Raw genomic sequence first — 15594 nt, forward strand, 5'->3', positions numbered from 1 at the left:
CGAAGACCTCAGCCAATAACAACAAGCGGTCTTCTATCCACTGACGACGATGCTCGTAGTTTTGCCCTGTGTACTTATCTAGACCACACAAGAATGTTTTTCTGACACATCTACTGACACAGTGATAATAGGGCGTGGTATCTAACGAAACCTGGACTTTACGAGCCTTTGTCATGGTAATCACCTAGCGGCAGGGGGCAATACCTTAAGCCTAGCGGTTGATCACTTTTTGTCCAGAATTTAGAGTGTGTGTCCTGTTAGTTTCTGATACTTTGAGCCTAGCGGATGATCGTTTTTTGTCCAGAATTTAGAGTGTGTGTCCTATTAGTTTCTGTTAATTTTTCTACAGCAGAATTTAGAGTGTGTGTCCTGTTAGTTTCTGTTAATTTTTCTACAGCGAGTGCCTGACCCGCTATCTTCGCAGTCAGTCGCTTTGCTGCTGTTAAATTTAAGAGGTTATCTTTCTGAGTAATTAAGGCGGCGATCAAGATATGCCGCAGCTCGCTAGCACCACCTTCGCTTGCGAGATTTCGAGGCAGCAATACCTGATTTCTATTGGCATGCACAGGTTAACAAATCAATTTTTTACAGTGGATGATTTTAATAGTAAATAGAATTTAATCGCTTGCGATAAGCTGCTGATTGCGAAAGCTTCTGGGGTTCATGCCTGTGTGCAATTTAAAAGCTCTATTAAAGGCCGTACGGCTATTAAAACCTGATAGCCGCATAACCTCTTCAATACTGAGCTGTTTATGCTTGGATTGTAAAAGCTCTTTTGATTTCATAATACGGTAGCGGTTGACTTGATCAAAAAAGGTGGCTTTAAAATGTACCTTTAGAGATTCAGATAAGTCGGTGGGGTTAATGCCTGTGTGCTCACTGAGTGAACCAATGCTGAGGTTAGGCGTGAGGTAAATTTTATCGCTTTCAAAAGCGGTTGTAATTTTTTGTATGTAGTAAGGGTTGATGGGTGTTTCTGTATGCGAGCTCTCGTTATTGAGATCGTATTTGTACAAACTTGTATTGTCTGTGTTGTGATGATCTTGCGATAGAGCCCTACCCTTTGGATGCAGGACTAAGCGTGTATGAGCTTTAAATTGAATGATGGTTAATATCACAACAGAGGCAGCGATAACTGCCGTGCGTAGATTACCCAGTATAAATTGATAATATGGGTGATTCAGTTCGCCAACTACATTAGAGGTTGCTAGCCACCAGAGTAAAACGTTGAGGGCTGGAAGGCTCCAGGCTAATGCTGTTAAAAGTACGGCTGTACGTAAAAAGAGGTGCGTATATTGGGTGCAGACGTTAAGTGTTTTTGCGTTATCCGGCTTGCTGGACCGTAACAACCAAATGCTAGCAGATAAGTACACCATGGAAAGGATGATGGCGAGCGGGTGAAACTGGCCGTAATACACATTCCCTAAGGCGGCTTTGATGAGCTCTGGCCGGCTTAATAATAGGTTGGTTGATTGCGTTAGAGCAAAAGCGGTAAAGAAAGCCAGTGCAATAGAGGTCATTACCGCCAAGTGATAAATCATATCAATGGTGAGGTTGTTAGGGCTATAACGGTTTGTGTTGTTTCTATGCAATCGGACTAGGGTAAATAAAATGGGGCCTTGCAATAAGGCTAGGAACTTACCCAAGGTAAAAGCGAAAAAGAACGGGCGGGGGTTTTGTGCGCTAAAGAACAATGCTGTTGTGAGACTGCAATAAGCAATAATCACAAAAAATACAGCCCACAGTACGCTTTCAGGCGGGTGGCTTTTTTTAATGGCGAGCCCCGCTAAAACTATGCATGCAGCGGCTGTCAGCGTGAGGGTAAGTATAGTAAGCATGTTGGTAGCGACGGTTGTACCCGCGAGTTGAGTTAGTTGTTTTAATGACTATTTTTTATGCATTGTGTTAAGTCGGCCAAGGGTATTAGGCCATTCGGCATAGGGCAGATATAGGGCTTTAAGATAAGAGGCATTATTGTTAGACCGTTAGTGTTCAGAAACACTCTTGTTGTCACATTTGATATATATTTAATGACTTTAAATCGATGCTTTTTTCACTATTTTTTAAAAAGCTAAGGGGTTTTTCTTGTCTTTTATCATAGCGTACAATTTTTTTGGTGCTATGAGATTTTGGTTTTATGTTGTCCCGTTTTAAGATTTTTGTGTGGGTGGCGCTAATCGGGTCGTGTGTATATTGCCCGTTTTTTATGCCTGAGACACTGCGCACACCCAACCTAACCTTCTGATTTTTAATAAGATAAATCTATTTTCTTGTTCCGACTTTGACCGATTGATGATTGCTCGGTTTGTGTGCCCCATTAATATTGTATTCATTGCTATATTCCTTCAACGCCTTTCGCAAGCGGCCTTTTGGGCTGCGGCTTAACCGCCACGCTTGCTGGTGAGGTGTTTGTTTAATCGCGTTATAAAAATAAAAATTAACCGTATTGATTTAACGGTTTAAAGTCTCTGCGAGGAAAGGTTATGTTCAGAATGAAAGCGGTGATATCGATGGCGAGTGCACTTTTATTAAGTGCTTGTATGGGAGATGAAGACACAGCTGAATCATCTAGTGTTCAGAGCAGTGCATCATTGAGCGATGCGCCATTATCATCCACGAGTGCGATGTCGAGCGCAGCCGATGTGGCGGCTATTGATATTCCGAAACGCATACAATCGGAAGATTTTTCTCGCGCTAAAGACAATACACCCACTAATGAAGGAGGCTGTGGTACTGGTCCCGTTGACCAATACCCAGTACCGCAAGGCTTTTTGGGATTGTGTGATGTAGGAGGTATTGAGGCAGGGGAATGGCTTGAATATGATATTCGCGTGGCTGAAGCCGGGACTTACACATTTATCGTGAATGTTGCTGCGCCCAGTATCGATACTCGGCTGATACTGCATATTAACGGTGTTGAGATTGGCCAATTACAAACAGCCAATGATGCGGCAAAAAATTATGAACAATTATTACTGCCCAATATTGTACTGGAGGCTGGCACGCAAACATTACGTTTAAGCTTCACCTCCACAACCACATTGCTATTCAATTATGTAGAGGTAAATCTTGTTGAAGTGCCCTCTTCGAGTGAACAGACCAGTAGTACTATGTCGAGTGAGGGTTCTTCTACCTCCTCTGTTATGGATATGCCCTCATCGAGTGTGACTTCTTCAATAAGTCAGACATCTGTGTCATCGGCAGCGAGCTCCTCTGTCAGTATTGTGGGTGATATTGCCAATGGCCAAGATTTATATAAGGCCAAGTGTGCGGGTTGCCACGATGATTCTATCTCCCCCGTTCCTGGTACGGCGACACTTGGGGGCTTCCCTGGTTCCAATATTATTGATGAAAATGGTCAGTTTGCGTGTGAGCTTACCGTTTGTACTGATATGGCCGATTTAGCCGATTATATTACGCGTACCATGCCTTTTGGCTCTACCGCGAGTTGTGAGGATAGCTGTGCGTTGGATATTGCGCAGTACATCAGCCAAACCTTTGAACGCGATATGGCCGCACTTGATAAGGTAGCATTTGTAACGCGCTTTCCACGGTTAACGCATGTGCAGTGGCGTAATTCTATTAAAGATATTTTTGGTCTCACCAATGCCGAGGTCAATGTTGTGGCGCTGTCACCCGATGCGCCTGAAGGACATTACCAAAATAACGCACGGCGTACGTTTATTCGTCAGGAGCTATTAGCCGATTATGATACCGCGATTAAAATCATTGCCGAAACCCTCACACAGGATCGCGCAACAATAGCCAATTTTACCGGTGCACTACCGGCAACAGATATTGCTGCCGCGATTGTGAATAGTGTATCCCCCAAACTGTATCGCCGCCCTATTACAGGGGTTGAACGCACTGAATTAATCAACCTGTTTAATCAAGGGCGTGAGGCTTATGCCGCACTGGATGATCAAATAGTGGCCGGTACACGATTGCTATTAACCGGTTTGCTGCAGTCGCCGCACTTTTTATACCGTGTCGAAAAAAGCCAAGAGCTCGATGCTGTAGAAGGTTTGATCCCATTGAATGATTACGAAATAGCGGTGCGTTTATCGTATGCCATTTTAAACAGTACACCCGATACGGCCTTGATGGCTGCCGCCGAGAATGGCGAGTTAACCACACCCGAAGGCTTAGATACACAGATTAATAGGCTGTTATCAACGAATAAAGGCAAGGGCATGGTGCGAGATTTTCACGGGCAAACAGTGGGTACCGATAAGCTCTATAGCTTGATGAAAGACCCAGTGTTATACCCTGACTTTGATCCGAATATAGGTGGTGATATGGCGAATGCACTCAAGCGTTTTACGCAGGCGATTGTACATGATGATAACGGTTCTTTAAGGGATTTACTTTTAACCCCAACAGCCTTTGTTAACCCTAAGCTAGCGCCACTTTACGGGGTTGGCCCGGTGGGAGATGAAGGCTTAACTCGCGTTGATCTTAATGCCAATCAGCGCGCAGGTTTATTAACGCAGGTGGGGTTTTTAGCGCTGAATGCCTCGGAGAAAGAGTCAGACCCCATACATCGAGGCGTTTTTGTGCAAGAGCGCATGATTTGTCGCGCACTAGGTTCGCCGCCTAATAACGTGCCACCGGTACCCAATGTAGAAACACAAACTCAGCGCGAGCGCTTAGATCTTCATACTAAAACCTGCGGTGGTGTATGCCATGTAGGTTTAATTAACAACGCGGGCTTTGCATTAGAAGGTTACGGCGCTTTAGGCGAGGCGCGCACAAAAGATACTAACGGCTTTATGATTGATGCTATGTCGAGCCTTGTGCTTGATGGTGACGAAAAAGAGTATGACGGAGCGGTTGAGTTTAGCCAAGCGCTGGCGAACGCCAAAGAAACGCATGATTGTTACAGCACTCAATGGATCGAATATGCCTTGGGGCGCGATATTACCCCTTCTGATAAACCGCTTAAAGACGCACTAACTGAGCTTTCGTTTAGTGATAACCAACCGATTATTGATCTGATTAAAATGACGCTGCTGTCTGAAGCCTTTCGTTTTAGGGCAACAGATGATAAAGCGGGGGAATAGAGTGATGAAAAAAACAATTTTTGGTAAAAATAAAAATGTGACTCGCCGCTTAGTATTGAAAGGCATAGGGGGCGCGGCTTTAGGGATGCCCTTGCTCGAAAGCTTAACCCCTAAGGTGAGTGCTGCGAGTAACGGCAGCCCCAAATTTGCCATAGTAATAGCAACGGGTAATGGGGTTCAGCAAGAAGGGCCGCGCTTTAGTGAGGGTGGCGGCGCCTCGCAAACGGAGCCTGAATCTTTTTGGTTACGTGGCGGCAGTAAAGCGTTAACGCCACAAAACATGCGAGAAGACGATGACCGCTCGCTGAGTGTCTTACAAAACTATGCATCGGACATCAATATAATTGATGGAATGAATTATAAGGTGGGCTATAACGGCGCTTGTATTCATGCCAGTAATAGCTGCCAGCTGCTCACAGGCTCGAAGGTCACGCGTAACGGTAATGATAATCGTGCAACGTATATGTCAATTGATCAGCGTATTGCCGATGAACTTAATCCCACAGGCATTGGCCCTTTAACGGCTATTGCGGGGCCTTCTGATGGCAGCCTGACATCTTTCACAGCCAACGGCCAAACGCGCACAATGCAATCTAACCCGTTACGTAATTTCGAAAAGGTGATTGGCGGTGATGGTAGCGCGGGCGACTTGGATGCCTTAACGCGGCGCAATAAATATGTGAATGATTTACTGCGCGAGCAATTAGACACCTTGCAAAACGATCCTTGGTTAAGCACGCAAGACCGACAAAAAATTGAAGCCCATCGTGATCTTATACAAGACATTGAAGTACAGGCCTGCCAGTTGGAAAGCGAAGACTTAAAAAGCCGATTAGATACACATAATAGCAATGGCTGGCACCAGCGCCACGATCGCCAAATGCAAACCGCCGAACTGCACATAGATGTTATGGCGTTGGCGGCGGCTTGCGGTTATAGCTATGCCAGTGTATTACAGGTAGGACACTGGATAGACGTGGGTAAATATGATTTGGGTGGTGGAACAACGGTGAATAACTACCATTTAGTTTCTCATCGTGTAGAGGGCGATAACCCGCTAGAGGTTCATCGTAAAATGGACCGCTATATGCTCGAAAAAACCTATATCCGACTGTTGGATAAACTTAAAGAGCGTGACTTGTTGAATCAAGGCGTTGCGATATGGGCTAATCAACAAGCCAATGGGAATCACTTATTTAATCGCGTTCCGATTGTTTTGGGTGGAAATGCGGGTGGCTATTTAAAGACGGGGCAATACATTAAAAAAGAAACCTTTAATACTAAAATTTTGAATACGGTATTAACGGCAACTGGCGTACGTAAAGCCAATGGCGATCCGGTTAATGATTTTGGCAATCAAGATGCGTCGGTAAAAACCGGTTTATTTAATGACATTATTGCTTAGTTTTGGCTTGTTTAGCCTCGAGGAATCATTATGTTTAAAGGTAAAAAAAATCGCACACCTCATACGCTTTCGCGCCGTATAGTTTTAAAAGGATTGGGCGGGGTAACACTCGGCTTGCCTCTACTGGAAAGCCTTTCGCCTAATGCCTATGCAGAGACTAACGGTAATCCTAAATTTGTATTAGTGGTCGCTACAGGTAATGGAGTGAGACAAGAAGGCGCTCGTTTTGATCCTCAAAACCCTATGGGGGAAGGAATGTTAGTCGAGCCAGAAACATTTTGGCTGCGCGGCGGCTCAAAAGCATTAACGACGGCCAATATGCGTGAAGACAGCGACCGCAGCTTGAGTGTGCTGCAAGATTACGCGCGGGACCTCATTATAATCGATGGAATGAAGTATGCCGATGGCCTTAATGGTACATGCCTACATGCACTAAATAGTAGCAAGTTATTAACAGGTTCTAAATTGCGGGGAAATAATCGGCCTTCTCATATGTCGATAGACCAGCGTATTGCTGATGAACTAAACCCTGCAGGCGTAGGCCCGCTGACGGCCATTGCCGGTAAAGCCGAGGGCAGCTTGACGTCTTTTTCGGCCGATGGGACAACGCGCACGATGCAATCTAATCCGCTGCGTAATTTTCAAAAAGTGATTGGCGGCGCGGGCGAAGGCCTAGGGGATTTAGATGCCTTAACCCAGCGTAATAAATTTGTGAACGATTTATTACGCGACCAGCTCGATACGCTACAAAGTGCATCATGGTTGAGTGCTGCAGATAAGCGCAAAATAGAAGCTCATAGAGACTTGGTGCAAGATATTGAAATTCGCTCGTGCGAGCTAGCCAGTGAAGACTTGGAGAGCCGTTTAGAGGCGCATGATACTGGTGGCTTACATCAGCGAGCTGACCGCCAAATGCAAACAGCCCAATTACATATTGATGTGATGGCGCTTGCGGTAGCATGTGGCTATAGCCAAGTGGGTGTTTTACAAATCGGTGAGTTTTTGGATATGGGGAAATACGTGATTGACGGTTCAACCACGATCAATAATTTCCATCAAGTTTCACATAGAGTAGAAGGTAGTAACCCTTTAGAGGCGCATGAAAAAATGGATCGTTACTTTTTTCAAAAAGCATATTTACGATTATTGGATAAGCTTAAAGAGCGTGACTTAATTAATCAGGGTATGACTATTTGGGCAAATCAACAAGCCGATGGCAACCACTTGTTCGAGCGCGTACCTATGGTTATAGCGGGCTCTGCTGGGGGGTATTTAAAAACAGGGCAATGCGTTAAAAAAGAGATCTATAATCCTAAAATTTTAAATACAATACTGACAGCTAGTGGGGTAAGAAAGGCCAATGGCGCGCCGGTAGATGATTTTGGTAATCAACCTGATAGTGTTAAAAAAGGACTCTTTGATGATATTGTTGCGTAGAGGCGTATAAGCTAGGGGGTTGGTAGGCCGGTGGCTTTTTAATAACCACTGGCCTATAAATGAAAGGTATAGCGCTTGGCCGCTTGGGGTATAGGTTTGTTCAAAGACGTCATCTTGTGGTACGAGAGTAATATAAGAACACATTTCTGGCCCCCCCCTAGCTCTCAATCGTTATGGCCCAACACAAGAAACTAATGCCTTCCCAAGCACAAAAAATCAACTTACAGGGACACACGCCCAAAAATTCACAGAGAAAGCGAGCGCCTGTACCGCTATCTTTACCAAAACTGTCAAAGCTACAAGTATCCTTTTAACGGGTTTCGATAGTATCTGTGAATGCTATTGTTTAATGCCTTTTATGGGCTCTGGAGAAAGATCAGAATAAAGTTTTACCTCATATTGATCCATATTGTTTTTTTCTATAATGAAATAACTCAAGCTATTTTTGTAGTAAAAACTGTTGTTAGACATTGGGAGTACCTCTTGGCTATAACCTTTATCTTGCTGGGTATATAGCTTCCCACCGGACATAAAAAAGCGCCCTTCCCAATTAATATCCTTGAGCTTGTATCTCCCTAAAAGTGGTTGCACGGCAGATTCATTTAAGTTGACGGTTTTGAATGTGGGTAGTTTTAGGTTAAGTGCGGCGGCGATGAGATGACGGCTTATTAAAAAAGGGTTACCGCTGGATGAATTCTGTAAAACGGCAATGTATAAATCTTCTTTAGGAAGATATACCGCGTTAGATATAAACCCTGAGATAGCCCCAGCGTGTGAAACGGCATCGTACTTGTTGATTTTCTCTATCATTAAGCCAAAACCGTAATGAGAAAGTGAATCGTTGTTGAGCTTGAATGGCGTAATCATCTTTTTGTAGCTTTCTTGCGTAATCAACTTTCCTGAACGTAAGGCCTTAAACCAAATGTTTAAATCACTTGCTGTTGAAAGCAAAGAACCAGCAGCATGTGCCCATGACATATCAGTATGTAATGCATTAACAGGGCCCTGAGGGCCCATATCATAGCCACTTACTCGATTGAGGATGAGTTGATTGCCTGCGTAACGACTGGCACTCATACCCAATTTTTTAAATATTTTCTTTTCAATAAAGTCTGAATAAGAAATTCCGCTAGCGACTTCGATGATTTTTCCTAATAGAACATAACCTGTATTTGAGTATTGCATTGCCTCACCGGGTCGCCCTTTCATGGGGTGTTCCGCAAAGCGTATTAGCAAAGCATCTAGTTCTTGAGGAACTTGTATTTCTGTTTGTATTAAAACGGGATCCTCAGTGTAATTTGCTATGCCAGAGGTATGCGTTAAGAGGTGTTCAATAGTGACTTTATGACCTTCTGTAGGGAAATTTGGTACATATTTATGAATATTGTCTTTGATATTTAATTTCTTTTGCTCTTGCAGCATCATAATGGCAGCAGCGGTAAATTGTTTGGTGATCGATCCTAATTGAAATACGCTTTGGGGCGTAACAGCTACACTTAATTCCATGTTAGCTAAGCCGGCAGCACCTTCAAATAAAACCTGACCCTTTTGGCTGACAATCACCGCAGCACCAGGAGTATTTGGGTCTATATAGGTCTCTAGAATAGCTTGGTATTGATTCTGTTTTCTTTCTGCTGCAGTTGCAAAATGGTTCTCAAAGTTAAGCGATGTTTCACCGGCACATAGATGGCTAAAGCTTAAGCTGAGTAGGGCTAAGCTGAATAGTATGCTTTTCATGATTTTAATTTCCTTTCTTTGATCAAATTATATTCGAGCAAGTCCGTTAGGCGGGGGTTATTCTATGCTGTGCTATTAACGCTCATGGCATTGATGTTTTGCGCTTGGAAAAGTTCCCTGCGGCATAGCCATATTTTAGTATTTTGTTGCAGGGCAATATCCTTAACAAGGATCTACGCCAGTGTAGTGGTCAACCCATCTGGTCACGAACTTACAGGGACACACACCCTAAATTTCACAGAGTATCTTCTTTAGGTGACTGCAACGGTTTCGGGATTGATGACACGGAAGCTCGCTGACAAACAAACTCGCAGCCTAAGGGGCGAGGAGATAGCGAGTGCCTGTCCCGCCATTTTGTCCCGCCATTTTGAGAAGTACCTGCACCCCGCTATCTTCGTTAAAATAGAGAACGTTTTTTCGTACAATAACTTAGTACACTATAAAAATAAAAGCCGCTAATGTTAGCGGCTTTTATGCGCTGTGCGCAGGCCCGCATTAGCGGTGATCAGTTGCGCTACTCGGCCCGAGCAACCATTGTTTCTCTTGTTTATTCCAGTGAATATCCTGCCAGTGCTGGCTGTAAAAAGCAGACCAATTATTAAAGTCACCTAAGTCAAAATTACTGTGCTCAAGCATGGCGCTTTGAAGTATCGGGCGGATATCACGACGGACATATTTATGCAGGTAAGGCGCTTTTTTATCCAGCAACCAAATAATCCAGCGCAGAGCTGGCCGGTGCCCGCTAGTGGCAAGAGCAATGGATAACTCAACATCAACAGCACCGTTAAGAACACGTTGCTGCCAGTACTTAATAGTGCGTTTGCGCTCGCCTTGACGCCAGTTGGCGGGTTTTATTTTGAGCAGAGCTTGGACCGCTTGCTTTGGATTCCATTGTGCTAGTGTCTTTTTATCCTCTTGTAGGTATTGGCTAATAAAACGGCGGCTTCTGGAGTCACCAGCGTAACCTAATTGAGCAAACGTTGCGGCTAGATCCGTGCTGGTGTGTGGGCTTAGTGGCGCCAGCTCGTTGGCCAGCGCTAGGTAGCGAGCATGGATTGGCGCCATCCATAAGGCCACTTCGGGCGCCGAATGGGCTTCTTTGGCCAGCTTTTCGATCATTTCAAAATGATTACCGCAGTAGGTACATTCAGCCGCCATGATGATATCGAAATAATAAGGCCAGACATTGATAAGGTGCTGCCGCATTGCGTAGAAGTTGTTGTGGCCGCTGTTTTGACTGAGAGACCAACCGTCCCGAATCATACCCAGTAGCGTTAAAAACTTTACCACCTCAGGCTCGCTCAATGCTGGAGCGTTGAGCATCGCAAGGGCCTTGTTACGGTTTAGGCTGGTTGCTAGAAGCTCGCGGTAACTTTTGTTGCGGTATGCACCTTTGGCCACCAACAAGGGCTTGGCGGGTTCGGCTGTTCGTATCGACGCCAAAGGCTGGGGCAACCTCCGAAAACCAGGGCTTGAAGAGGCCTGAGCACTATAAGAGGCAGCCGGTACTGGCGCGATAACGGCCTCAGGGCGGACCGGTTCTACCACCGTATTATTGGGGCGAGGCGCTATTGAAAGATACCCCGCCAGTAGATAACCACCGCCAAAGGCACACAGCAAGGTTAGAGCAAAATTAAATGAGGCGGTTTTCATAGAACCTCCGATATTATAAATTCGGCTCCACTACGCGTTATTTTTTGCCCTGGATTACGATCAACCGTGTAATGCTGGCGGTTTTTTACGCGCTCGATGAGCGGCGCGCCCAGCAGCCCTTCCGTAAACACCGCCAAACCACAGGCGGCGCAATAAAAATGGTTGGGCTGTTCATTGTTATCGACAATATCCCCAATTAATAAGTACAGATAATATTCACTGCCCAAGCCTACGGCATCACTAAAATACGACGACATTCCTCGGTGGCTGCTCGGGGTTCCGGCAAGTTGTTTGATAAGCGCAATCGTTTGTTTACGCGTGGTGGTAAGTATGCCCGCGCGTTTGAGCGCGACAACACGGCGAGGGTCTATTCGGCGCTGGCCATCCAGGAATATACGATTGAGTTGATTTTTTTGCTCGGCTGTCATGCCAGTAAAAGCAAAAGCCAGATTGCGCAAGGAGATGCGCTCAGCGGCCAGCTTGGGGTTTGTGAAATTAAAAAAGGCATCAATGAAGGCATTTTGGGCCACTAGCTTGCCATCGCGCAGCCATAACGATAACAGTAGCTCCTCTTCTGTCAGCAGGAGTTTTTGTACATCCTGAATATGCTCTGGCCAATCGTGTAAATAACCATACTTTATTAGGTGGCCAAGCCGGCCGCGATCAAAATCACCGCTATTAAAAAGTCGGTAAATAGTGTTCGGGCTGTATTTGGCGATGTAAACATAAAAAGCCAACAACGGAGAGGTGGTACCTGTGACGGAATAGCGTCGGCCCATTTTAACCGATTTGAGCTGTTGCGATAATTGGAAAAAAGCCGGATCGCCCGCCTCTGCATCAGGAATCGACAGCGCCAAAACAGCATCAATATCGGCCATATTGGCGAGTGTCTTTTTATCCCAATCCCCCAAATACCACTGCTGGAGCGGATTGCGCATTAATGGCTGAAGTGCCGGTGCCGGCGTGACCTTGCGCGGTATCGGCGCGGATGCAACCTTGCTGGGCGTGGAGGCTGGGTTGAGGGCCGAGCTTAACGGATTCGTAGGCTGCACGACTAACAATGGCATATCGTGTAAACGGGCTTCAGTATGTTGGCGCTGATACAGAGCTGCGCCAGCCGCGAGGCATGCAACCAGTGCTGCAATTTGTAGTAAAGTCATGAGTGTCTATTATGTTAGTGGTTTGAGGTGATGCTAGGCATAAGGGGCTAAGATCGCGCGCCCTGCAAGAGCTGGCTTGCCCAACCAATACTTGATGATAACGATAAAAAGATCAATAGGCATTAAACCGCGCGAAATTTTATTGAAAATAATCAACGAAAATCATCGAGGCGTGCATGAAATCACTTCCCGTTTTTTAATTCCTGGGTACACGCTTGCCTTCGTTAAAAATATTTGCAATTACCGGCTATTACGCCATATTTTCGCCTCGTTAAGCAAGCACCCACAAACCCAAATTCCAGCAACTTATTCCGTGCTCGCCCCTAATAGCTTAAAATAGCTTGGACAGGCACTTACTTTAATTATGATTAATACAACGCCAGCCAACCGGGCCCCCTCTCAAATAATGTTTAAGTGTCGCAATTAACGCCCTAATGTCCGCCATTCCATTTATTAATAATAAAATATCAATAGGGGTATATAAGGGGCGTGCATGAAATAACTTCCCGTTTTTGAATTCCTGGGTGTACGCTTGCCTTCGTTAAAAATGTTTGCAATAGCCGGCTATTACGCCATATTTTCGCCTCGCCAAGTGTGCACCCACAAAACCAAATTCCAGCAACTTATTTCGTGCACGCCGCTAACACGGCATCTTATATTTCTATGGCCTTTATTGAGCCCGCCCAGACAATTTTAAAGGTACTCAATTATCGCGCCTTGCCTTTGATTTTTTTGCGGCCTTACTATCTGGGGAATGGTGCGACTGCTAGAATCAACTTTTACTCAGAACACTCTAAATTAACAGCCCGCAACACCAAAACTAAATAATTATTATAAAACCGGAGTCCTCTCAGTTGAATAAAAAACTTATAGTTAACGCGCTAAGCATAAGCCTGTGTGCTTTACCCCTGATAACACTGCCGACCTACGCGGCCGATATTATTACCAACGGCTCATTTGATGATGGCGCCCTTAGCTGGGAAGAACCGGGCTGGTGGGGAGTACCTGCGGGCTCAGGTATTTTTGAAATTGACACGCAAGGCCGCGCCTGTCTTACCGTTATTGACGAAGGCGGCAATACTTGGGGTGCACAATTGCGCCAAGGCGGCCTAAGCTTTACAACCGATAATGAATACACCTTAAGCTTTACCGTCTGGACCAGTGCGCCGGCCACTATTGACGCCGGCACCAGCATTGAGGCCCCCTGCTGTACCACCATTTTTGAAGAAGTGGCATTGGCAGTGGACGCCCCCTTAGACGGTGCGGGCTTGGCATACTCCAGCACCTTTACCGCGACTGCAGACAACAATGCGGCTTATCTCCGCTTTATGCTCGGTGGTGGCAACGTACCCGCGGGCGAGACCATCTGTTTCGATGATATCGCTATTGAAGATCCAAATTATGTAGAACCTGTAGTACTGCCCGTTGCCGCACAGGTGCAAGCTAGCCAACACGGTTATCTACCCAGTTTTGCCAAACGTGCTACCTATGTTGTGCCGGGCGATTCCACTGACCTAAGCAGTCCGCGCCTGTGGGCGTTAATGTCCGGTGACAGTCAAATTTCTGCTGGCGAAACCGTCGACCAAGGTTTTGATGAAGCCTCGGGGCAAGTTATTCACAGTATCGATTTTAGTGATATTACCCAAATAGGCAGTAACTACACTTTGGTGGTGACCGAAGGGGACATGACCGTTGTTAGCTACCCGTTCGATATCGCCAATGACCTATACGCCGATATGAAGAAGGAAGCCTTAGCGTACTTCTACCATAACCGTAGTGGCTCACCTATTTTAGAAGACGTTGTCACTGCCGAGTTTGCACGCGAAGCCGGCCACCAAGCAGACATGCAGGTTCCCTCTTTTGAGTGCCTAAGCAGCCCTGATCAGGGTGATGTTACCGCCACTTTAGCCAGCTTCGACGACACGGCCCTAAACTGCCGTACCAACGTTAATGGCTGGGGCGGCTGGTACGATGCCGGCGATCACGGTAAATATGTGGTTAATGGGGGCATCTCGGTCTGGACACTCATGAACCAGTACGAACGCTCAATTAGCCTAGGCTTAAATGCCGCCGAGTTTGGTGATGGCAGCCTTAAGCTTCCCGAGACTGAAGGCAATAACGGTACACCAGACATTCTTGACGAAGCCCGCTACCAAATGGAATGGATGCTGAAAATGCAAATTCCACAAGGTGAAGCCCAAGCCGGCATGGTGCATCATAAATTGGCCGATATTACCTGGAGCGGTTTACCGCTACGGCCATCACTCGCCACACAAGATCGCTTTTTATTCCCCGTTACCACTGCCGCCACTCTGAATGTCGCCGCCACGGCAGCCCAGTGTTCACGCGTATTTCGGCCCTTTGATACCGACTTTGCGGATCGCTGTTTAAGCGCTGCCAAAGCCGCCTATACCGCAGCACTGGCCAACCCAGCCATTCGAACGATTAACTGGTCTATTGGCAGTGGCGGTTATGGTGACGGTTACACCGTTGATGAGTTTTATTGGGCCAGCGCCGAGCTCTATGCCGCCACAGGGGACGCTAGCTATAAAGCCGATATGGTCGATTCCGTTTTTCACTTAACGGTAAATGGCGACGCGGATAGTTTTGCCACCCAATCATTAATGTCTTGGGCGAGTACGCACTTTTTAGGCACCATCTCTTTAGCCGTAGCCGGTATTGAGGACGAAGCCCTTAACGCGCAGGTAAAAGAAGTCATTATTGCGGCAGCCGATACGTTTGTTGCCGAAACGGAAAAAGGCTACGGCCTGCCTATGGCCGGAACCTCGGTTGGGTGGGGCTCTAACTCGCTGGTCGTCAACAACATGATTGGCCTAGGCTTAGCCAATGATTTTACCTGCGATACCAAGTATGTGGATGCCATGCAGGTGAACATGAGCTACTTAATGGGCCGCAACCCGTTAGCGCAATCGTACATTACCGGTTATGGCGAAAAAGCCACCAGCCAGCCTCACCACCGTTTCTGGGCAAACGTACTCGACGATACCTTCCCCAGCGTGCCCAGTGGTGTGCTAGCTGGCGGCCCAAATCCCGCCTTACAAGACCCAGTGTCTGCAGCGGCAGTGAGCGGCTGCGCGCCACTCAAATGTTATGTAGATGATATTCAGGGGTGGTCCAC

Annotated in this window: 8 protein-coding genes and 1 pseudogene; 4 read left to right on the plus strand and 5 right to left on the minus strand. The window is 46.2% G+C overall.

Translation table 11 applies throughout. From position 1 onward, the window contains the following. Together AC3A8L_RS12370 and AC3A8L_RS12375 are read right to left on the minus strand one after the other, a co-directional pair. Positions 1-175 (minus strand): annotated as a pseudogene (locus AC3A8L_RS12370) (transposase); the annotation flags it as partial. A gap of 442 nt (positions 176-617) precedes the next feature. Continuing rightward, on the minus strand, positions 618-1838 hold the full coding sequence (locus AC3A8L_RS12375) for a helix-turn-helix domain-containing protein (protein ID WP_487962572.1): 1221 nt from the start codon (positions 1836-1838) through the stop codon (positions 618-620). 645 nt (positions 1839-2483) lie between these two features. Here AC3A8L_RS12375 and AC3A8L_RS12380 point away from each other — a divergent pair. Genes AC3A8L_RS12380 through AC3A8L_RS12390 form a run of 3 tightly spaced genes read left to right on the plus strand, consistent with a single transcriptional unit; the run spans position 2484 to position 7905 of the window. Next, positions 2484-5063 (plus strand): DUF1592 domain-containing protein, encoded by a 2580-nt coding sequence (locus AC3A8L_RS12380; protein WP_487962573.1) that lies wholly within the window; start codon positions 2484-2486, stop codon positions 5061-5063. Between the two features lie 4 nt (positions 5064-5067). Further along, on the plus strand, positions 5068-6468 hold the full coding sequence (locus tag AC3A8L_RS12385; protein WP_487962574.1) for a DUF1552 domain-containing protein: 1401 nt from the start codon (positions 5068-5070) through the stop codon (positions 6466-6468). Between the two features lie 30 nt (positions 6469-6498). After that, a complete protein-coding gene (locus tag AC3A8L_RS12390; RefSeq protein ID WP_487962575.1) occupies positions 6499-7905 on the plus strand; it encodes a DUF1552 domain-containing protein in 1407 nt (468 codons plus the stop codon). Between the two features lie 339 nt (positions 7906-8244). Here the strand turns inward: AC3A8L_RS12390 and AC3A8L_RS12395 are convergent, their stop codons facing one another. From AC3A8L_RS12395 to AC3A8L_RS12405, 3 genes are all read right to left on the minus strand, one after another. Next, on the minus strand, positions 8245-9642 hold the full coding sequence (locus tag AC3A8L_RS12395; RefSeq protein ID WP_487962576.1) for a serine hydrolase domain-containing protein: 1398 nt from the start codon (positions 9640-9642) through the stop codon (positions 8245-8247). Between the two features lie 495 nt (positions 9643-10137). After that, a complete protein-coding gene (locus AC3A8L_RS12400; protein ID WP_487962577.1) occupies positions 10138-11295 on the minus strand; it encodes a hypothetical protein in 1158 nt (385 codons plus the stop codon). Beyond that, positions 11292-12455, minus strand: coding sequence for a hypothetical protein (locus AC3A8L_RS12405; protein WP_487962578.1), 1164 nt, complete (start codon positions 12453-12455; stop codon positions 11292-11294). The genes AC3A8L_RS12400 and AC3A8L_RS12405 overlap by 4 nt, the downstream gene beginning before the upstream one ends. An 854-nt stretch (positions 12456-13309) precedes the next feature. Between AC3A8L_RS12405 and AC3A8L_RS12410 the strand changes: the two genes are divergently transcribed. Then, positions 13310-15594 (plus strand): glycoside hydrolase family 9 protein (locus tag AC3A8L_RS12410; RefSeq protein WP_487962579.1); only part of this gene is annotated, 2285 nt, incomplete at its 3' end.

The organism is Marinagarivorans sp., from assembly GCF_982758155.1.